17 protein-coding genes are annotated in these 18,430 nt (G+C 68.4%); 6 read left to right on the top strand and 11 right to left on the bottom strand.

The genetic code is table 11. The features are described from left to right. The first annotated feature begins 60 nt into the window (after window positions 1-60). Complete coding sequence (locus ACZK4S_RS12540) at window positions 61-1,497, top strand: glycine hydroxymethyltransferase (protein ID WP_463644487.1); 1,437 nt, start codon at window positions 61-63, stop codon at window positions 1,495-1,497. Window positions 1,498-1,589: 92 nt separating this feature from the next. Here the strand turns inward: ACZK4S_RS12540 and ACZK4S_RS12535 are convergent, their stop codons facing one another. From ACZK4S_RS12535 to ACZK4S_RS12520, 4 genes are read right to left on the bottom strand one after another with little or no spacing between them, the layout of a single operon-like run. Beyond that, entirely contained in the window at window positions 1,590-2,159 is a 570-nt protein-coding gene (locus ACZK4S_RS12535; RefSeq protein WP_076063814.1) for a hypothetical protein, read from the bottom strand. Between the two features lie 47 nt (window positions 2,160-2,206). Then, window positions 2,207-2,668 carry a 2-C-methyl-D-erythritol 2,4-cyclodiphosphate synthase gene (gene ispF, locus ACZK4S_RS12530; RefSeq protein ID WP_076063816.1) on the bottom strand — a complete coding sequence of 154 codons (462 nt, stop codon included), beginning with the start codon at window positions 2,666-2,668 and terminating at the stop codon, window positions 2,207-2,209. After that, on the bottom strand, window positions 2,668-3,366 hold the full coding sequence (gene ispD / locus ACZK4S_RS12525; RefSeq protein ID WP_463644486.1) for a 2-C-methyl-D-erythritol 4-phosphate cytidylyltransferase: 699 nt from the start codon (window positions 3,364-3,366) through the stop codon (window positions 2,668-2,670). The genes ispF and ispD overlap by 1 nt, the downstream gene beginning before the upstream one ends. Before the next feature lie 14 nt (window positions 3,367-3,380). After that, window positions 3,381-3,866, bottom strand: a complete 486-nt coding sequence (locus ACZK4S_RS12520) for a CarD family transcriptional regulator (protein WP_076063820.1) — start codon at window positions 3,864-3,866, stop codon at window positions 3,381-3,383. A gap of 159 nt (window positions 3,867-4,025) precedes the next feature. On the opposite strand from ACZK4S_RS12520, the gene ACZK4S_RS12515 reads away from it, so the two are divergent. Beyond that, the gene (locus ACZK4S_RS12515; protein ID WP_463644485.1) at window positions 4,026-4,514 is read left to right on the top strand and encodes a hypothetical protein; all 489 of its coding nucleotides are present in this window, start codon (window positions 4,026-4,028) and stop codon (window positions 4,512-4,514) included. Window positions 4,515-4,643: 129 nt separating this feature from the next. Here the strand turns inward: ACZK4S_RS12515 and ACZK4S_RS12510 are convergent, their stop codons facing one another. Together ACZK4S_RS12510 and ACZK4S_RS12505 are read right to left on the bottom strand one after the other, a co-directional pair. Further along, window positions 4,644-5,321, bottom strand: a complete 678-nt coding sequence (locus ACZK4S_RS12510; RefSeq protein ID WP_076063824.1) for a response regulator — start codon at window positions 5,319-5,321, stop codon at window positions 4,644-4,646. Next, a complete protein-coding gene (locus ACZK4S_RS12505; RefSeq protein ID WP_463644484.1) occupies window positions 5,318-6,493 on the bottom strand; it encodes a sensor histidine kinase in 1,176 nt (391 codons plus the stop codon). The genes ACZK4S_RS12510 and ACZK4S_RS12505 overlap by 4 nt, the downstream gene beginning before the upstream one ends. A 206-nt stretch (window positions 6,494-6,699) precedes the next feature. On the opposite strand from ACZK4S_RS12505, the gene phoU reads away from it, so the two are divergent. Genes phoU through ACZK4S_RS12485 form a run of 4 tightly spaced genes read left to right on the top strand, consistent with a single transcriptional unit; the run spans window position 6,700 to window position 9,831 of the window. Next, on the top strand, window positions 6,700-7,365 hold the full coding sequence (gene phoU / locus ACZK4S_RS12500; protein WP_076063825.1) for a phosphate signaling complex protein PhoU: 666 nt from the start codon (window positions 6,700-6,702) through the stop codon (window positions 7,363-7,365). A gap of 43 nt (window positions 7,366-7,408) precedes the next feature. After that, on the top strand, window positions 7,409-8,158 hold the full coding sequence (locus ACZK4S_RS12495; protein ID WP_463644483.1) for a phosphoglyceromutase: 750 nt from the start codon (window positions 7,409-7,411) through the stop codon (window positions 8,156-8,158). Between the two features lie 50 nt (window positions 8,159-8,208). After that, window positions 8,209-9,051, top strand: a complete 843-nt coding sequence (locus ACZK4S_RS12490; protein WP_463644482.1) for a sunset domain-containing protein — start codon at window positions 8,209-8,211, stop codon at window positions 9,049-9,051. Between the two features lie 45 nt (window positions 9,052-9,096). Next, window positions 9,097-9,831 (top strand): SDR family NAD(P)-dependent oxidoreductase, encoded by a 735-nt coding sequence (locus tag ACZK4S_RS12485; RefSeq protein ID WP_463644481.1) that lies wholly within the window; start codon window positions 9,097-9,099, stop codon window positions 9,829-9,831. A 349-nt stretch (window positions 9,832-10,180) separates the two neighbouring features. On the opposite strand, the gene ACZK4S_RS12480 is transcribed toward ACZK4S_RS12485, so the two are convergent. From ACZK4S_RS12480 to ACZK4S_RS12460, 5 genes are all read right to left on the bottom strand, one after another. Beyond that, on the bottom strand, window positions 10,181-14,572 hold the full coding sequence (locus tag ACZK4S_RS12480) for an NPCBM/NEW2 domain-containing protein (protein WP_463644480.1): 4,392 nt from the start codon (window positions 14,570-14,572) through the stop codon (window positions 10,181-10,183). Between the two features lie 107 nt (window positions 14,573-14,679). After that, a complete protein-coding gene (locus ACZK4S_RS12475; protein WP_463644479.1) occupies window positions 14,680-16,128 on the bottom strand; it encodes an AI-2E family transporter in 1,449 nt (482 codons plus the stop codon). A gap of 95 nt (window positions 16,129-16,223) precedes the next feature. Next, on the bottom strand, window positions 16,224-16,583 hold the full coding sequence (locus tag ACZK4S_RS12470) for a biotin/lipoyl-containing protein (RefSeq protein ID WP_076062722.1): 360 nt from the start codon (window positions 16,581-16,583) through the stop codon (window positions 16,224-16,226). 12 nt (window positions 16,584-16,595) lie between these two features. After that, on the bottom strand, window positions 16,596-16,856 hold the full coding sequence (locus tag ACZK4S_RS12465; protein WP_076062734.1) for a hypothetical protein: 261 nt from the start codon (window positions 16,854-16,856) through the stop codon (window positions 16,596-16,598). 11 nt (window positions 16,857-16,867) lie between these two features. After that, on the bottom strand, window positions 16,868-18,424 hold the full coding sequence (locus ACZK4S_RS12460) for an acyl-CoA carboxylase subunit beta (RefSeq protein WP_076062719.1): 1,557 nt from the start codon (window positions 18,422-18,424) through the stop codon (window positions 16,868-16,870). Between the last annotated feature and the right edge of the window lie 6 nt (window positions 18,425-18,430).

Below are 18,430 nucleotides of genomic sequence, written 5' to 3'. Positions count from 1 at the left end.
GCCGTTCAGGACCTCGGGCACTAGAGTGGGCAGCACGCACCCCTGAATCCAAGGAGAACTGTGAGCGATCTCGAATCGATCTCGTCGGCCTACCGGACCCTGTTGGGCATGATCGAGGAGGTGGAGCCCCGCATCGCTCAGGCGACGCGCCAGGAGCTCACCGACCAGCGCGCGTCGCTGAAGCTCATCGCGTCCGAGAACTACGCCAGCCTTCCCGTGCTCGCCACCATGGGTACCTGGATGAGCGACAAGTACGCAGAGGGCACCGTCGGTCACCGCTTCTACGCCGGTTGCCAGAACGTCGACACCGTTGAATCGGTCGCCGCCGAGCACGCCCGTGAGCTCTTCGGGGCCGAGTACGCCTACGTGCAGCCCCACTCCGGCATCGACGCCAACCTCACCGCCTACTGGGCCATCCTCGCGCACAAGATCGAGTCCCCCGCGCTGGAGGAGTTCGGCGTGAAGGGCGTCGCGGAGCTGAGCGAGGCGGACTGGGAGACCCTGCGCCGTCGCTTCGGTGACCAGCGCCTCCTGGGCATGTCGCTCGACGCCGGCGGCCACCTCACCCACGGCTTCCGCCCGAACGTGTCCGGCAAGATGTTCCACCAGCGTTCCTACGGCACCGACGCCGAGACCGGCCTGCTCGACTACGAGGCCCTGCGCGCGCAGGCCAAGGAGTTCAAGCCGCTCGTGCTCGTGGCCGGTTACTCCGCCTACCCGCGTCGCATCAACTTCGCGAAGATGCGCGACATCGCCGACGAGGTGGGCGCCGTCCTCATGGTCGACATGGCCCACTTCGCCGGCCTGGTGGCCGGCAAGGTGTTCACCGGCGAGGAGGACCCGGTCCCCTACGCCGACGTCGTGACCACCACCACGCACAAGTCGCTGCGCGGCCCGCGCGGCGGCATGGTGCTGGCGACGGCGGAGTACGCCCCGTCGGTGGACCGTGGCTGCCCGCTGGTGCTCGGCGGCCCGCTGTCGCACGTCATGGCCGCGAAGGCCGTGGCGCTCGCCGAGGCCCGCACCGCTGAATTCCAGACCTACGCGCAGGCCGTGGCGGACAACGCCAAGGCGCTGGCCGAAGGCCTCATGAAGCGCGGCGGCAAGCTGGTCACGGACGGCACGGACAACCACATCGTGCTGCTCGACACCACCGCCTTCGGCCTCACCGGCCGCCAGGGCGAGGCCGCGCTGCTCGACGCGGGCATCGTCACCAACCGCAACTCTGTGCCCAACGACCCGAACGGCGCCTGGTACACCTCGGGCGTGCGCCTCGGCACCCCGGCCCTCACCTCGCGCGGCTTCACCGCCTCGGACATGGACGCCGTCGCCGACATGATCACGGGCGTGCTGAAGGCCACCAAGCCGACGACCACCTCGGCCGGTGCTGCCAGCAAGGCGAAGTACGCACTCGACGACGCGGCGCGCGACAACTCGCTCGCCGAAGCCGAGCGGCTGCTCAACCTGCACCCGCTCTACCCGGGCTTCGAGCTCTGATTCTTCAGTCTCTGACCTGAACAGAGAGAGGGGCCGCGATGCAGCAGCATCGCGGCCCCTCTTCCGTTTCGGGAGTTCACTGTGCCCTTTCCTCAGAGGAGGGGGCGGACCGCCTCCATGATGGGCTCGAGGTCTGCCGGCGCGGCGTCCAGGCTGGTGACGTGGACGGTGCCGTGGTTGGCGCTGTCGAAGACGCAGGCCGACATGCCGGACTGCACGCCGCAGTAGGCCTTGCCCGCCTCCAACTCCTTGACGTCCTCCATGATCGACGCGTAATCCGCCGCATTCTGGTGCGGGGCCGTGGCGTTGACCGTGACGCTCTCGAAGGTGTCCTCGGCCAAGGCGCCCCGGCTGTAGATGGCCTGGTCGAAGGAGAGTTCCGTGTCGAGGACGAACTCGCCGATCTCCACGGGGAGGAGCGCCTTGTCGATGGGGAGTTCCTCGAAGAGGTCGTCCGGGACGTCCTCGACGGAATCCGACGCGGTGGGCGACGCCGCGGGAGCGTCAGAGGTCTGTGGCGCGGGCTCCGAGGTGGCGACAGCCGGCGTGGACGCCGGGGTCTCGGTGGGGGTGACGCTCCCGGCGCCGGTGCAGGCCGCACCCAGCCCCACCATCACCAGCGCGCTCACCGTCAGCGCGAGGCGTCTGCCTGCATACGTCATTGCCTTCTCCTTCGTCGGACCGTCGGCAAGATTACCTATCGCGGGGCTCACGCGAGGAGGGCCACCGCGACGGCCGCGACCCCTTCGCCGCGACCCGTCAGCCCCAACCCGTCGGTGGTGGTGGCGGTCACGGTCACAGCGGCACCCAGCGCCTCCGTCAGCACGGCTTGGGACTCGGCGCGCCGAGCGGCGAAACGGGGCCGGTTGCCGATGATCTGTACGGAGACGTTGCCGATCTCGAACCCTGCTGCGCGCACCCTGCGTGCGGTCTCCGCCAGGAAGGCGACACCGCTGGCCCCGGCCCACTCCGGCTCGGACGTGCCGAAATTGGAGCCCATGTCGCCCAGCCCTGCGGCGCCGAACAGCGCGTCACACGCGGCGTGCGCGGCGACGTCACCGTCGGAGTGCCCGGCCAGCCCGGCCGGCTCATCCGGGAAGTGGAGGCCGCCCACCCACAGCGGCACCCCCTCCTCGAGCCGATGCACATCAGTACCAATGCCGACGCGCATCAGTGGTCCTTCCGGTTCTGCAGAATGGCCGCGGCCACGATGAGGTCTGTGGGTTCGGTGATCTTGAGCGCGTCGCGGTGGCCCGCCACGAGGGAGACGTGCATGCCGGCGAACTCGCACACCGTCGCGTCGTCCGTCACTTCAACGCCCTCGGCGGCGACGGCGGCGTGCGCGTGACGCAGGGCGCCCAGGCGCGCACCCTGGGGAGTCTGGACGGCGCGGAGCCTGGCCCGGTTCACGACGACAGAGGTGTCCTCGTCCACGCGACGCACCGAATCGACGACGGGCACCACCGGGATGACCGCCTCGGCGCCGCCGGCCACGGCGTCTGCCACGGACCGCACAACAGCGGGCGGCACCAGCGCGCGGGCCGCATCGTGCACCAGGACGACGGCGTCAGCGGGCGCTTCCAGGGCGGCGAGGCCGTGGGCCACCGACTCCTGCCGCGAAGCGCCCCCCGGCACGCAGCGCACCGGGACGGGCACGCCGTCGAGCTGCTGGTCGAACTCCGCTTCGAAGCCGGCCGGGATGGTGACGACGACGGCGGTGACCCCACCGTCGATCAACGCATCCACGGCGCGGCGCGCGAGGGAGACACCCTCGAGTTCAACGAGGGCCTTCGGCACGGGCGCATCCAGCCGGGAACCACTACCGGCCGCCACCACAACGGCGACGACCGGTACTTGAGTGTTTGACACGAAGGTTGTCTGAATCAGGAAGCGAGCACTTCGTCGAGAAGCGTCTCGGCCTTCTCCTCATCACAATCTTCTGCGAGCGCGAGCTCAGCGAGCAGGATGGAGCGGGCCTTCGCCAGCATCCTCTTCTCGCCTGCGGAGAGCCCCTTGTCGCGGTCACGACGCCACAGGTCGCGGACGACCTCAGACACCTTGATCACGTTGCCGGAGTGCAGCTTCTCCATGTTCGCCTTGAAGCGACGCGACCAGTTGGCCGGTTCCTCGGTGTGTTCTGCGCGGAGCACATCGAACACCCGCTCAAGGCCTTCCTGATCGACCACGTCGCGCACGCCGACGAGATCGAGGTTGTCGGACGGGACACGAATCACGAGATCGTTTTGGCCGAGCACACGAAGAACGAGGAACAGTTTGTCCTCGCCCTTGATCGTCCGGTTTTCGATGTCCTCGATGACAGCCGTTCCATGGTTTGGGTAGACGACCGTCTCACCGATCGAAAAAGTCATATCTTGAAGACCACCTTTCCACAGGCAATTCTAGCAGGCTCCCTATACACCCGGGGCGCCTGCCCGTAACGGCGGGGGTCCGCGAACACGGCGAGAGTGTCGCACCTGGTGCGGAGACTGGTTACTATGTGCTCACGCATGCCCCTGACCGGAGGACCCATGACCAAGCCCGTGCGCCGTTTCGCGGCCATCACCGTCGCCGCAGCACTCGCCTTTTCGATGAGCGCCTGCACCCGCGCTGGCTGGGTCCCGGATTCCCCGCCGGCCGCAGGCGTGCAGGCGGAGGACAACGGCTACAAGATCCGCAACATCGTCATCGTGGCGGACGACGCGGGTGAGGCGGTGCTGCTCGGCGGCATCCACTCCCGCGACGAGGCCGCGGAGGTGACCGGCATCACGGTGGCCGCCGAGGAGGGCTTCGAGCAGTACGGCGAGCCGGTCGACATCGGTTTCACCGCGTCGATCCCCCGTGGCAACTCCGTCTACCTCGATGGTTCGGAGACGTCCTTCTCCAACCCGGATCTGGAACTGGGTCGGCTGGCAGAGGTCACGGTCACCTTCGACGGCGGCAGCAGCCTGAAGGTCCACACGCCGGTCATGAGCTCCGAGCACGAGGACTTCTCCGAGGCGTTCTCCAACGCCGGCTGACCTCCCCTCGGACCGCGGTACTGCTGGATTTGATGCCGTACTTGGCATCAAAGTCAGCAGTGAGCGAGCGCCTCTGGGTGTGCGGTGCTGGACGGGGGTCCACTGGCGGCTACAAACCCAGCACCCGCGTCAGCCCTCGTACTTGTAGCCCAACCCGCGCACGGTGATCAGACGCCGCGGCTCGGACGGGTCCTTCTCGATCTTCGAACGCAACCGCTTGATGTGCACGTCGAGGGTCTTGGTGTCGCCTACGTAGTCGCTGCCCCAGATCCGGTCGATCAGCTGGCCGCGGGTCATCACCCGGCCCGCGTTGCGCACCAGCAGTTCGAGGAGCTCGAACTCACGCAACGCGAACCGCACGTCCTCGCCGTCGACGGTGACCTGGTGGCGCTCGACGTCGATGCGGACGCCCTCCACCTCCACCACCTCCGGCAGCAGCACCTGGTCCATGCCGCGGCGCAGCACCGCCCGGATACGTGCCACCAGCTCGCGGTGGCTGAACGGCTTGGTGACGTAGTCGTCGGCACCCAGTTCGAGGCCCACCACCTTGTCCACCTCGGAGTCGCGGGCCGTGACCATGACGATCCCGACGTTACCGCGGGCCCGCAGCTGACGGCAGACCTCGACGCCCGGGATGCCCGGCATCATGAGGTCGAGCAGCACGAGGTCGGCCCCGTTCTTGTCGTACTCAGCCAGTCCTTCCGCGCCATCGGCCGCAGTCGCGACATCGAAGCCTTCCTTGCTGAGCATGAAGCTGGTGGCGTCGCGGTAAGAGTCCTCGTCCTCGATGATCAGGATGCGGGTCACAGCGCAAATTCCTCCTCCGCCAGGGCGGTGTCTAGTGGATCAGGCCCGAGATAGGCCGGAAGTCTCAAGGTGAAGGTGGATCCCTGCCCGGGCCTGGACCACACGCGGATGGATCCCCCGTGGGCGAGGGCGATATGGCGAACGATACTGAGGCCCAGCCCGGTGCCGCCAGCGTCCCGCGACCGGCCGTAGTCCACGCGGTAGAAGCGCTCGAAGATACGCTCCTGCTCCTCCGCGCTGATGCCGATGCCGTTGTCGGAGACCTTGATGTCGACGAACCGGTCCCCCTCCGCGGTGACCTGCAGGATGCTCAGCGTCACCCGGGCCTGCTCGTCCGAGTAGTTGATGGCGTTCTGCACCAGGTTGCTGACGGCGTCCGCCAGTTGCCACCTGTCACCGATGACGTAGGTGTGCGCCGTGCGGGCGACGATGAGGCTGACGCCGCGCTTCTCCGCGCGGGCGCGGGAGCGGCTCACCGCCTCCGTGACCACCTCGTGCACGTCGACGATCTCGCGGCTGAGCATGGGGTCTTCTGACTGGAGGCGTGACAGGTCGATGATCTGGTTGACCAGCTGCGCCAGCCGCGACGACTCATGCTGCAGGCGACCGGCGAACCGCTGCACGGCGTCGGGGTCGTCGCTGGCCGCTTCCACGGCCTCCGCAAGCACGCTGAGCGCACCGATGGGTGTCTTGAGTTCGTGCGAGATGTTGGCCACGAAGTCGCGGCGCACGGCCTCGACGCGGCGCTGCGTCGACTCGTCGTCGGCGATCACGAGCACCAGGTCGTCGCCCATGGGCGCGACGCGCGCCTCCAGTTCGAGGGCCTCGGCGCCGGGGTGCATCTCCCGCCGGATGGGGCCGCGGTACAGGGTGCCGCTGGCGCGGACCTCCCGGATCTTCTCCAGCAGGGCGGCGAACCCCACGCGGCTCCCCCGCGCGAGGTTGAGCACGACGCCAGGCTCGTTGACATGCAGGATCTCGTCGTGGGGCCCCACCAGCATGGCGCCGGAGTGGAGCAGGTCCATCGAGATGCGCAGCTCCTCGCTGGCCTCGACGCGACCCTGGGACTCCAGCAGCCGGCGACGCGCAAGGCCCCGCCGGATCAGCAGGACGAACGTCACCACCACGAGGGCCAGGAAGGCCCCGATGAGGCCTGCGACGGCGGGATGCATGTGCCACATCATATGGTGCCGAGCGCGGTTGGCTAAGTCATCGGACAACTCGGAACGGGCCCCTGCGGGACGTGGAACCAATCCTTCACCTGCTGTTCACGGTTCGTTCACAGAGATGACACGTCCAGCTAGGTAGATGCCCTAGCCTCGGTCAGGAAGGGTGTCCAGCTAGACTCGGGGCAACCGTGACAAAGGAGTACCGCAGAATGCGTACCAGCTACCATGAGGAACTTGATTCCGTCCTGGACAGCCTCGTTCATATGGCAGATCTCGTCGAGGTCGCCATCATCGAGAGTTCCGAGGCGCTGCTCACGGCAGACCTGGGCCGCGCGGAAGCCGTCATCACCAATGACGCACAGCTGGACAAGATGCACGAGGAGCTCGAGTTCCAGTGCCTGAGCCTGCTCGCGCTCCAGGCGCCCGTCGCCGGCGAGCTTCGCACCATCGTGTCGGCCATCCGCGTCGTGTTCGAACTCGCCCGCATGGGGGATCTGGCCGCGCACATCGCCAAGATCGCCCGCCTGCGTTACCCGGCCCACGCCGTCCCGGAGCGCTTCGAGCCGAACTTCCGCGAGATGGCGAAGATCGCCGAAGAGGTCATCGACGTGGCCCGCCTGTCGCTGGCGGAGCGCGACGCCAAGGGCGCCAAGTCGCTGGCCACCATCGACTCCCGCATGGACGACCTGCGTCGCGACCACTTCACCGAGATCTTCAAGGAGGGCTCGGAGATCAGCGTCGAGGGTGCCGTGGACGTTGCATTGCTGGGCCGCTACTTCGAGCGCTTCTCGGACCACGCCGTCGCCGTGGGTCGCCGCGTGATCTACATCATCACCGGGGAGATCCCCGAGGGTGAAGAGTGGCCCAACGCCTGACCCGGCTGAGCAGGGCAGGGGTGTCGCCGCTAATGTTGGGCGCATGACTGCGAAGCTGATCCTGCTCCGTCACGGCGAGAGCGAATGGAACGCGAAGAACCTGTTCACCGGTTGGGTGGACGTCGACATCAATGAAAAGGGCATTGCGGAGGGCAAGAAGGCCGCCGAACTGCTCAAGCAGGAGGGGCTCCTCCCGGATATTCTGCACACCTCCCTGTTGCGCCGCGCCATCCACACCGCCTACCTGGCGCTGGATGGTTGCGACCGCCACTGGATCCCGGTCAAGCGCAACTGGCGCCTGAACGAGCGCCACTACGGCGCCCTGCAGGGCAAGGACAAGGCGCAGACGCTGGAGCAGTACGGCGAGGAGCAGTTCATGCTGTGGCGCCGCAGCTACGACACGCCTCCGCCGCCCATCGACGTCGACGACGAGTTCAGCCAGCACCACGACGCGCGCTACTCGGACATCCCGGAGGCTGACCGTCCCCGCACCGAGTGCCTCAAGGACGTCGTGGCCCGCCTGCTGCCCTACTGGGAAGCGCACATCGTGCCTGACCTGGCCGAGGGCAAGACGGTGCTGATCACCGCGCACGGCAACTCGCTGCGCGCGCTGGTCAAGCACCTCGACGGCATCTCCGACGAGGACATCGCCGGCCTGAACATCCCCACCGGTATCCCGCTCTACTACGAACTGGACGAGGACTTCAAGCCTGTCACCCCCGGGGGCCGCTACCTCGACCCCGAGGCCGCCAAGGCGTCCATCGAGGCCGTCAAGAACCAGGGCAAGAAGTAATCACCACTCCGCATTCCACTCGCAGGCCCCACGTGTTCGTGGGGCCTGCATTGCTCTGCCTGCTTCTGCTGAGCGGCTGCTTCCCCGGCCCGCCCATCGAGTCGCCGGAAGTGGAGACCGCGCAGGTGACGACGGCGGAGGTGACGACGCCCCCCGCGTCCCAGCCCGGCACCCCAGCGGTCACTGAGGAAGCGGAGGCCCCGGAGCCCGACACCATCAGCGCCAGCCCGACGGACGGGCCTGCGGCGGCCGCCGTCGTCGGGGACCTCGTGCCGGTGGCGGGCGTCATCGACGGCGACACTATCGACGTGCTGATCGACGGCGAGCGGACCCGCATCCGCGTCATCGGGATCGACACCCCGGAACGCGGCGACTGCGGCTACCAGGAGGCGGCCAGCGCCATGCAGTCGCTGGTGCAGTCGCGCGATGTGCGCATCGAATTCGATCCCACCCAGGGCGACACCGACCGCTACGACCGGTTGCTGCGGCACGTCTTCACCGCCGAGGGCGTCAATGTCGCCGAAGAGATCATCGCCCGCGGCCTGGGCCGCGAGTACACCTATGCCGACCCGTACGCCTACGTCGCCGACCACCTGGCCGCTCAGGCCGGCGCCCAAGAACAGGGCCTCGGGATGTGGGGTGAGACCTGCGACGCAGGGCGACCCCCCGTCGACACCCCCGCCGCCCCCGCCGCGCCGGGGCAGCCGCCCGTGGGCGTCTCCTCGCAGGACTGCCTGATCAAGGGCAACATCAACCGCGAGGGCGAACACATCTACCACCAGCCGGGGCAACAGCACTACGACGAGACGAAGATCAACGAGTCCTACGGCGAGCGCTGGTTCTGCACCCCCGAAGACGCTGAGGCCGCCGGTTGGCGCGCCGCGAAACGCTGACCCCCTCGTCGTACCTCCCCCGCCACTGGGAATACAGTGACAGGCATGAAGACTGCCCTCGTCACCGGTGCCAGCTCGGGCATCGGAGCCGCCACCGCCCGCCAACTCGCCGCCGCGGGCTACCGCGTCATCTGCGCCGCACGCCGTGAAGACCGCATCGTCGCGCTGGCCCAGGAGATCGGCGGTGCCGCCGTGGTGTGCGACATCACCTCCGACGACGACGTGACCCGCCTCGCTGCGGCCGTTGGCGACCGGCTCGACGTGCTGGTCAACAACGCGGGCGGCGCCCTGGGACTGGAACCCGTCGCCGAAGCCGACCTGGACAGGTGGGCGACGATGATCGCGACCAACACCATCGGCACCGCCCGCGTCACCAAGGCCCTGCTGCCTGCGCTGGTGGCCGCCGAAGGCGTGATCGTGTTCGTGACGTCCCTGGCTGCAGACGCCGGCTACGAGGGAGGCGCGGGCTACTGCGCCGCGAAGGCCGGCGAGCGCGCCGTCGTCGAGTCGCTGCGGCTGGAACTGTTTGACCAGCCCGTGCGAATCACCGAGATCGCCCCCGGCATGGTGCAGACCGATGAGTTCGCGCTCACCCGCTTCGACGGCGACCGTGAGCGGGCGGATAAGGTGTACGCCGGCGTCGAGGAGCCGTTGACGGCCGACGATGTGGCGGACGTGATCGTGTTCATGGCCACCAGGCCGTCGCACGTGAACATTGACCGCCTGGCGATCCGCCCGCGGGCCCAGGCCGCGTCGCACAAGGTGCACCGCACCGCCTGAGCGGTTCGTTCAAGTTTCAGGCCCAGTGCTGGATTTGGCGCCGTACTTGGCCTCAAAGCCAGCATTGAACACGGCCGCCCGATTTCAGTGCTGGATGTGGCGCCGTCCTCGGGCACAAACCCAGCAGTGGAGCGAAGCTCAAGCCGCCGGACGACGCTGGGAACCACCCACCTGACGCGTTGGCTGCCTTCGCCCACGGTCGGCACCAGCGGCCGAGACCCGACGCGCTGACGCGCTGACGCGAAGAACCCCCGGGCTTCCAAGCACGTTTGCTTGGAGCCCGGGGGTTCCGTTTCAGCTACTCGGCTGACCGCCTGAGCCGGACGGGGAAGCCCGGCCCAGGTCAGGATCAGGCTCGCTTCTCGGGTCCTCCGAACATCACGATGTTGTTGAAGACCCACTCGTTGCTCTGCGAGAAGGCGTAGCCACCCGCAGGCTTCGCCGTGGCCGCGTACACCGTCGTCCAGGTGTAGGAGCGGCACGCGCCCCGACCGGTGGCGGCGGTGTCGCATTCGGTCTTCCACCGCCGACCGGCCGACGTGAACACGCCGTTCGTGGTGGAGCCCAGGTCACCGAGCGGGTTGCCCTTCCAGGCCTGCCGGGTCATGTAGGGCAGGTAGGTCAGGTTGTTGAACGCCCACCCCGACTCGCGGACGAACGTGCCGTTCTCTACCTTGACCACGGTCGCCCAGATCTCGGTGCGGCACCGCTCCGTCTGCGAGTAGGACTCACATTCCGTGAACCACTGACGACCATTGAACTCATGCTTGCCCGGCAGGGTGTAGGGCACCGTCGGGACGTACTTGTCCGAGGCCGGCGTGACCGTCGGCTTCACCGACGGCTTCACCGAGGGCTTCACCGACGGGGTCACCGATGGGCTGGCCGACGGCGATGCGGACGGCTGCACCGAAGGCGACGGCGACGGGCTCGGCGACGGCGACGGGCTCGGCGACGGCGACGGGCTCGGCGACTGCGTCACCTCTCCGCACGTGAACTTCGCGTCGCCCCAGATGCCGTGGGCGGCGCCGATGCCGGTGACGCCCTTGATGCCCAGTTCGATGAAGTCCACACCCGTCACGTCCACGTCCACGACGTCGGGCTCGGTGAGCGCCTCCACGAAGCTGCGGGAGCTGAACACCTCCTCGCCGTCCGAATTGACGGTGAACACAACGGGACCGTAGTAGCCCTCCTCATGGCCGACCTCTGCGGTGAAGCGCGTGCACTCCCCGCCAAGGTAGTAGAGGATCGAGCCGTCGGCGTGCACGCCGAGGCCCTTCTCGTAGACCACGTTGGCACCCTCCGAATCGAGGTAGTGACTCGTCAGGGGGCCGGACGTGGCCTGGCCGGGATCCAGGTTGACCATGTCGCGGCCGATCGTTCCGTAGCCGTTGGTGGCGGTGACCCATTCCCAATCGGAGGCGAACACCGTCTCGGTCGGCGCGTCAGGCAGGGCCTTGGACACCAACTCCCAGGCGAACACCTTCAACGTCGACGCCGGCGGAAGCGTCACAGACTGTACCGTCTTCGCCGGGTTGACCGGCACGAAGTTCTGGTAGATCTGGTAGCTGTAGTCGCCGTATTCGTAAGCGCCGCCGGCGTTGTTGCGGCCCTTGGTCACGATGCCCACCGTGGAGCCGAGCATCCCGTGGCTCGATTGGTACAGCCAGTTCGGGAACCCGGCGCTGCCGGTGGAGCTGCTGCCGTCGGTGTAGTTGATCCGGAACTCGCCGGTCACTCCCTGGCCGGTGGCCGCCGACGCCAGGATGGCGAGGTGCGTGCCGCGGCCGTTCAGGGTGATGGTCTGACCGCCCATGACAACCGAGTTGGGCTCGTCGGGCACGGGTGCCCAGTCGTAGGTCACGGGGATGTCCCCCGTCGACACGGTCACCTCGGAGCCGGGCGTGATGCCCTTGGCCACGAGCTGTTCCGCGGAGAACGACGCACCCCCGCCGTCGAAGTTGCCCTCGGCGGCGTTGGCCAGCGTGGTGATCGACACGTGGTTGAAGGCGTCCGCCAGGGAGGCGTAGGTCACCTCGGTCTCCGCCGATGCGACGGCGGAGTTCTGGTTGCCCGCCGAGTCACGGTACGTGGCCGTGGCCGAGAACTCCGTGCCTCCCGGAGCGGCACCCTCACCGGCGCGCACCACGAACGTCTGCGACGCGGACGCGCCGCCGGCAACCGTGCCGGGGGCGGTGCCCGCCGACACCTGGGTCCAGCCGTCGGGCAGATTCAGCGACACGGCGACGTCGGTCTTGGCCACCGTCGCGGTGTTGGTGAAGGTGGCGGTGACGGTCGTGTCCGCGCCGCGGGCCGTGACGGCCGGCAGGTCGAACGCGAGCTGCGCCATCGTGGCGTCCGGGGCGTCGCCGCCCACGGCGGAGGCCCCCTTCAGGACGACGGTGGTGCTGGCGGTGGCCGCCAGCGTGCCCGCCTTCACGGTGACGGCGCCTGCGGCGGCGTCATAGAACCAGCCGGTGGTGGCCGTCTCGAGCACCGCTGCAGAGGCTGCCTCCGCGACGACGGACCCGCCCACGGTGACCGAATCCGGCCGGCCCGCGGTGTGGGCCACCACGCGGTAGGGCCGCGACTCGGCCTTCCCGAGGTAGCTGCCTTCGCGCTTGCCGATGGTCACCGTCACGTCGCCGGCCCCGGATTCGGGGGCGGTGACCGCGAGGGTCTGCAGGCTGCGCTGGCCGTCCTGGTAGCCGCGGGTGACCTTGTCGTCCTCGTAGAGCGTGTAGCTCGACGACCCGCTGGGGTAGACCTGCACCGTGAGCTCGGAGTTCTCCGGCGTCAGGTTCGAGTTGCGCGCCGCGATGCCGTGCGGCACGAGCGCGCCGGCCCGCACGAAGACGGGCAGCGTGTCCAGGGGTGCGGGGTGGTTGTTGAGCACCTGGCCCCCCGGGTAGAGGCGCCCGGTCCAGTAGTCGACCCAGGTCTCCCCGGCCGGCAGATAGATCCCGCTGCGCGAGCGCGCGGCCGTGTAGACGGGGGCCACGAGGTAGTCAGTGCCCAGCATGAACTGGTTGTTGGCCTCGGCCGAGTAGGCGCCGAGGTCGTCCGGGAATTCGATGGCCATGTGCCGCATCACCGGAGTGCCGGTGGCGTGCGCCTCCTGGGACAGCGAGTAGATGTAGGGCATCAGCCGCTGGCGCAGTTGGAGGTAGGAGCGGTTGATCTCGGTGGCCTCGTCGCCGTACAGCCACGGCCGCTTGTCCGTGGCGGCCCAGCCCGACATCGAGTACAGCGCGGGCGCGAACGCCTTCCACTGGAGGTCACGCACGTAGCTCTCGGGGGAGCCGCCGAAGATGCCGTCGACGTCGCCGGTGGCGAACGGCTGGCCGGAGTTGCCGGAGCCGGTGAGGGCGGAGACCTGCCAGCGCACCGCGTCGAGGTTGCCGGAATGGTCACCCGCCCAGGTCATGCCGCAGCGCTGGGCGCCTGCCCAGCCCTCCACCATGAGCGCGGTGCCGCGTGCGTCGGAGTTGTCCTCGATCCCGCTGTGGGCGGACTCGCAGGCGGTGAGTGCCATGCGGTATCCGGAGCCGACCCAGGCGACGTCGAGCTTGCGCAGGCGCACGCCCGCCTCGCCCACTTCGTAGGGCTGGTTAGTCAACGAACGCTGCGTCCACAGGCCGGTCTTGAGGCCGGTCTGGTCCTCGATGGCCTGGACGGTCTCAGGAAGCTGGACGTACTCGCAGCCGTAGCCGTCGTTGACGAGCATCCACCCGCCGGGCATGTCGTTCTCGACGAAGCCCTTGGCGATCTCGAGCGCGTCAGGAGTGGTCAACTTCCCGGGCGTCTTCTCACCGTTGTAGGTGGTGCTGCTGCGGTTGTAGCAGTCGGCGTCGCCGTACTCGAGCGCGTAGACGGGCGGGAGGTGGGGGCGGCCGGTCAGCTGGGTGTAGCTGTCCAGCGCCTGCTTGTAGTCACCGGCGAAGTAGTAGGCGTCGAAGCGCTGCTCCTCGTGGGCGGTGGTGCCGTTGGCGAAGTCATAGGTGCCGCGCGCAAACGTGTTGCGCAGGACGCCGTAGCCGGCGGAGCTGAGGTAGAACGGCACCGCGTTGGGGTAGCCGTTGTCGTCCCAGTCGAAGTTGCGGGCCACGTTGATGACGGAACCGGTGTGGATGGAGCGGCCGTTCTGCATGCCGCCGCCGAGGAACTGCTCGTCCGGGTCCACCTGGAGGCGCTGGGCAGTGTTGCCCGCACGGAACTCCAAGGGCGAGGTCTCCTGCCAGAGGACGCTGCCGTCGGCGCCCTTGGCGGTCATGACGCCGGTGGCCTTCTCGATCTCCACGCTGACGCCGCCCGCGGCCTTGACCACGATGGTGGCCCCGTCGGTCACGGAGGCGGTGGCACCGGCGAACTCGGACAGGCCGACGATGATGTTGGCGGTCCGCGTGGCGTCGCCCTGGGGTGTGTTGGCCGGGTCGGCGAACTCGGTCCGGGTGGCCTCGAGGCGGAAGGTGTCGCCGTCGAGGAACGTGATGCGCACCTTGCCGCGCTGCGCGGTCAGGGTGGCCTGGTTGCCGGCGGACGTGACGGCGGTGATGCTGCCCAGTGTGGTGGGCGCACCCGTGAGCGGCACCTCGGGGGTGGCGGGCTTCGGGGTGACGGGGGTGCTGCCGTGGGTCTCGGTGCCCACCTCGACCGCGCCGGCGGGCGAGGTGATGAGGCCGGTGGTCGCGATGAGCGCTGGCACGAGCAATACCGTGGCCAGCAGATGTCTGGTGCTCCGCATGGATACCTTTCGCCTTTGAAGGGGGTTGTGGTCACCCTCCAAGCGGCGACTGGGTCCGGTCAAGGCGTTTTGCCCAAACGCTCAACCGGCCTGCGGCTTTCTGCGGTCTACCGGTCTTGGGGCTCCTCCGGGCCCAGTTGCTCCTTCGGATCCGGAGTGCCCTCGAGTGGGCGGCGGCGCATGAGCTTGCCGAGCCAGCCGGTGCCGTCGACGCGGGCCACTTCGCCGTCGGGAAGCTCCACGGTGGCACGATCCGTGCCCTCCTCCACCTCGCGGCGGGCGGTGCGGCGGCGCACCAGCGCGCGGAAGAACGCGGCGTGCTGCTCGCCCTCGAAGGCGACGGTGTGCCCGTCGTCGGTGGCCCAGCGGATGTCCTCAGCACCCCGGTCTCCGGTGCGCAGGTCGATCAGGTCTCCCAGGTAGCGCATCACGACGGCGATGGAAGCCGCCACCGGAACTGCGAGGAAGGCGCCGATGATGCCGCCCCAGACGCCTCCCAGCAGCACGGCGAGGAGCACGATGACCGGGTGGAGCTGCATGACCCGGGACTGGAGCATTGGCTGGAGGACGTTGCCCTCCAACTGCTGCACCGCGAGGATCAGGATGAGGGTGAACAGGGCGGTGTAGATGCCGCCGGACACGAGCGCGACGAGTACTGCGAGCACGCCGGCCGTGATGGCGCCGACCATCGGGATGAAGCCCGCCATGAACGTGATCACGGCCAGGGGGAAGGCCAGCGGCACGCCCAGCACCAACAGACCGAAGCCGATGAACACCGCATCGACGAAGCTGACGATGGCCTGGGTGCGGACGTAGCCGGACAGGGTGGTCCACAGCCTGGTGAGCAGTTCAGTGGCGTGGAACCCGGCCTCGCGGCCCACGACGCGACGGGTGAAGGCCAGGAACCCGTGGCCGTCCTTGAGGAAGAAGAACGTGAGCACGAGTGTCAGCAGGAGCGTGACGATGGCGCTGCCGATGGAACCGCCCACGTTGAGGGCCTGCCCCACCAACTCGCCGCTCCTGCCCTGGATCCAGTTGAGGCCCTGGTCGATCCAGCTGTCGAGCTGCTCGTCGCGGATGTTGAGGGGCGGGCCGGCGGCCCAGTCCTGCAGCTGCCGGACGCCCTTGATGGCCTGGCCGGACAACGTGGACCACTGCGACGCGATGCTGGGGGCGATCAACCAGATGAGCCCGGCGAGGGCGCCGAAGCCGCCGAGCAGTGAGATGGCAGCGCCGGCGACGTACGGTACCCCGCGGGCCTTGAGCCAGGCGGTCACGGGCCAGAGGACCGAGGCGAACAGGAGCGCGAGCACGACGGGGAGGATGCCGTCCCAGAACTTGGCGGCCAGCCAGCCGATGACGAACAGTGCGGCGGCCATGAGGATCAGGCGGCCGGCCCAGCCCGCGACCCAGCGGCCACCCTCACCGATGACGTCGGCCCGGTCGACGGGCGCGGATGGGTCAGGCGATGGCAGCGCGACGAGGGTCTCCTCGTCGAACGGCAACCCCTCAACCGGCCTGGGGTCCGTCGGTTCGCCAGTTCTGTCGTCGCTCACGCGATCTCCTCATCTCGATCTGGGGCAACCTTATCCAAGCCCACAATGAACGACGGGCGCCCCACCCAAAGGTGGGGCGCCCGTCGCTGCGCGGCTCAGAACTCGATGAGGGCCTGGCCGCCCTGCACCGCGTCGCCGGGGGCGACAAGGATGCTGGCGACCTTGCCGGCCGTGGGGGCCGTGATCTCGGTCTCCATCTTCATGGCCTCGAGCACCAGCAGCACCTGCCCGGACTCGATCTCTTCGCCTTCAGCGACGAGGATCCGTGCGACGGACCCTGCCAGGGGCGCGACGACAGCGTTGGAGCTGACAGCGCTGACCGAGGCCTTCGTCGGGATGGGATTGGAGCCTGCGTTGACGCCGATCACGATCGGCCCCAGCCCGGGACGCTCCTCCTCCTCGATCTCGACATCGATTTCGTACTCCGTCTGGTTGACGGTCACCTTGAGCTTCATTGTGGTGTCTCCTTAACGGACGTGCGGGACGGAGCGGTCATGGACGCGGGTTCGGGTGGCGGCGGCCCAACGGGTCTGCGAGCCGTACCGGATGGCGCGCACCCGGGCGCGGTGCCCGAAGTACGCCGCCACCGCGGCACCGATGGCGATGAGGTCCGCCTCTGGGATCTCCTTGGCGGACTGCAGCTCGGAGACCTGCGCCTCCAGCCCCGCGATTCTGTCCGTGAGTTGCGCGACGAGGTCGCGCAGCTCCTGCATCTGGGTGTCTTCCATGTCGACTCCGATCACGCAGGGCCGAGGCCGTGCTTCTTGGCCGGGCGGATCTCGCGCTTGCCGATGAGCAGTTCGAGCGCCATGGCGATCTCGCGGCGGGTGTCGGCGGGATCGATGATGTCGTCGACGAGGCCACGGCTGGCCGCCATGTACGGCGTCGAGAACGTCTCCCGGTACTCCTCCACCAGCTCGGCGCGGCGCGCGTCCTGGTCTTCGGCTGCGGCGATCTCACGACGGAACACGACGTTGGCCGCGCCCTCCGCACCCATCACCGCGATCTCTGCGGTGGGCCAGGCGAACACCTTGTCGGCCCCGAGGTCCTTGGAACACATGGCCAGGTACGCGCCGCCGTACGCCTTGCGCAGCACCACGGTGATCTTCGGAACGGTGGCCGCGGAGTAGGCGTAGAGCATCTTCGCGCCGTGGCGGATGATGCCGTTGTGCTCCTGGGCGACACCGGGGAGGAAGCCCGGCACGTCGACCAGGTTCACCACGGGGATGTTGAAGGCGTTGCAGAAGCGGACGAACTTGCTGGCCTTGTCCGAGGAGTCGATGTCGAGGACACCGGACATGACGCTGGGCTGGTTGGCGATGATGCCGATGGTGCGGCCCACGATGCGGCCGAAGCCCACCACGATGTTCCGCGCCCAGCCGGCCTGCACCTCGAGGAAGTCCGAGTGGTCGACGATCTCGTGGATGATCTCGCGCACGTCGTAGCCCTTGTTGGACTCGACGGGGATGATGCCCCGCAGCTTCTCGTTGGGCTCCACCACGTCGTCGGGATTGACGACGGGGGCGTCTTCGGTGTTGTTCTGCGGCAGGAAGCTCAGCAGCTTCTGGGCGATCAGGATGGCCTGCTCGTCGTCGTCCGCGACGAAGTGCACGACGCCGGAGCGACCCATGTGGGCGTCAGCGCCGCCCAGGTCGTCCTGCGTGACCTCTTCGCCGGTGACCTGCTTGATCACGCCCGGGCCCGTGATGAACATGTGGGCCTTGCGGGTCTGGATGATGAAGTCCGTCAACGCCGGGGAGTAGGCGGCGCCACCGGCGCAGGGGCCGGCGATGATCGAGATCTGCGGCACCGCGCCCGAGAGGAGCACGTTGGCGTAGAAGACCTTGCCGTAGCCGGAGAGCGAATCGATGCCCTCCTGCACGCGCGCGCCACCCGAGTCGTTGATGAAGACGAACGGGGTGCCGGTGCGCAGCGAGGCGTTGAGGGCCTCGGTCACCTTGATCGAGTGGGCCTCACCCGCGGAGCCGCCCATGACGGTGAAGTCCTGCGAGGCGATGTGGACCGGGCGGCCCATGACGTAGCCGGAGCCGGTGACGACGCCCTCGGCGGGCATGTCCGCCTTGTCCATGCCGAAGGTGGTGGTGCGGTTCTTGCGGAACGCGCCCGTCTCCTGGAAGGAGCCCTCGTCGAGCATGGCGGCGACGCGCTCACGGGCGGTCAGCTTGCCCTTGTCGCGCTGCTTCTGGAGTTTGTCCTCGCCGCCGCCCGTCTGCACGTGCGCGCGGCGTTCGGCGAGCTGCGCGAGGCGCTCCTCCATCGTGTGCTGCTTTGCCATGAATGT

The sequence above is a fragment of the Tessaracoccus zhenghani genome (assembly GCF_055326325.1).
Note: the sequence above shows the minus strand (reverse complement) of the source record. Positions and strands in the feature narration are given on the sequence as shown.

What these genes read in the sequence shown, in the direction of transcription:
- ACZK4S_RS12505 (WP_463644484.1), bottom strand. Translation starts at nt 6,493, where the DNA reads ATGCATCCCGCCGTCGCAGGCCTCATCGGGGCCTTCCTGGCCCTCGTG.
- ACZK4S_RS12495 (WP_463644483.1), top strand. Translation starts at nt 7,409, where the DNA reads ATGACTGCGAAGCTGATCCTGCTCCGTCACGGCGAGAGCGAATGGAAC.
- ACZK4S_RS12465 (WP_076062734.1), bottom strand. Translation starts at nt 16,856, where the DNA reads ATGGAAGACACCCAGATGCAGGAGCTGCGCGACCTCGTCGCGCAACTC.
- ACZK4S_RS12470 (WP_076062722.1), bottom strand. Translation starts at nt 16,583, where the DNA reads ATGAAGCTCAAGGTGACCGTCAACCAGACGGAGTACGAAATCGATGTC.
- ACZK4S_RS12535 (WP_076063814.1), bottom strand. Translation starts at nt 2,159, where the DNA reads ATGACGTATGCAGGCAGACGCCTCGCGCTGACGGTGAGCGCGCTGGTG.
- ACZK4S_RS12480 (WP_463644480.1), bottom strand. Translation starts at nt 14,572, where the DNA reads ATGCGGAGCACCAGACATCTGCTGGCCACGGTATTGCTCGTGCCAGCG.
- ispF (WP_076063816.1), bottom strand. Translation starts at nt 2,668, where the DNA reads ATGCGCGTCGGCATTGGTACTGATGTGCATCGGCTCGAGGAGGGGGTG.
- ACZK4S_RS12515 (WP_463644485.1), top strand. Translation starts at nt 4,026, where the DNA reads ATGACCAAGCCCGTGCGCCGTTTCGCGGCCATCACCGTCGCCGCAGCA.
- ACZK4S_RS12460 (WP_076062719.1), bottom strand. Translation starts at nt 18,424, where the DNA reads ATGGCAAAGCAGCACACGATGGAGGAGCGCCTCGCGCAGCTCGCCGAA.
- ACZK4S_RS12485 (WP_463644481.1), top strand. Translation starts at nt 9,097, where the DNA reads ATGAAGACTGCCCTCGTCACCGGTGCCAGCTCGGGCATCGGAGCCGCC.
- phoU (WP_076063825.1), top strand. Translation starts at nt 6,700, where the DNA reads ATGCGTACCAGCTACCATGAGGAACTTGATTCCGTCCTGGACAGCCTC.
- ACZK4S_RS12520 (WP_076063820.1), bottom strand. Translation starts at nt 3,866, where the DNA reads ATGACTTTTTCGATCGGTGAGACGGTCGTCTACCCAAACCATGGAACG.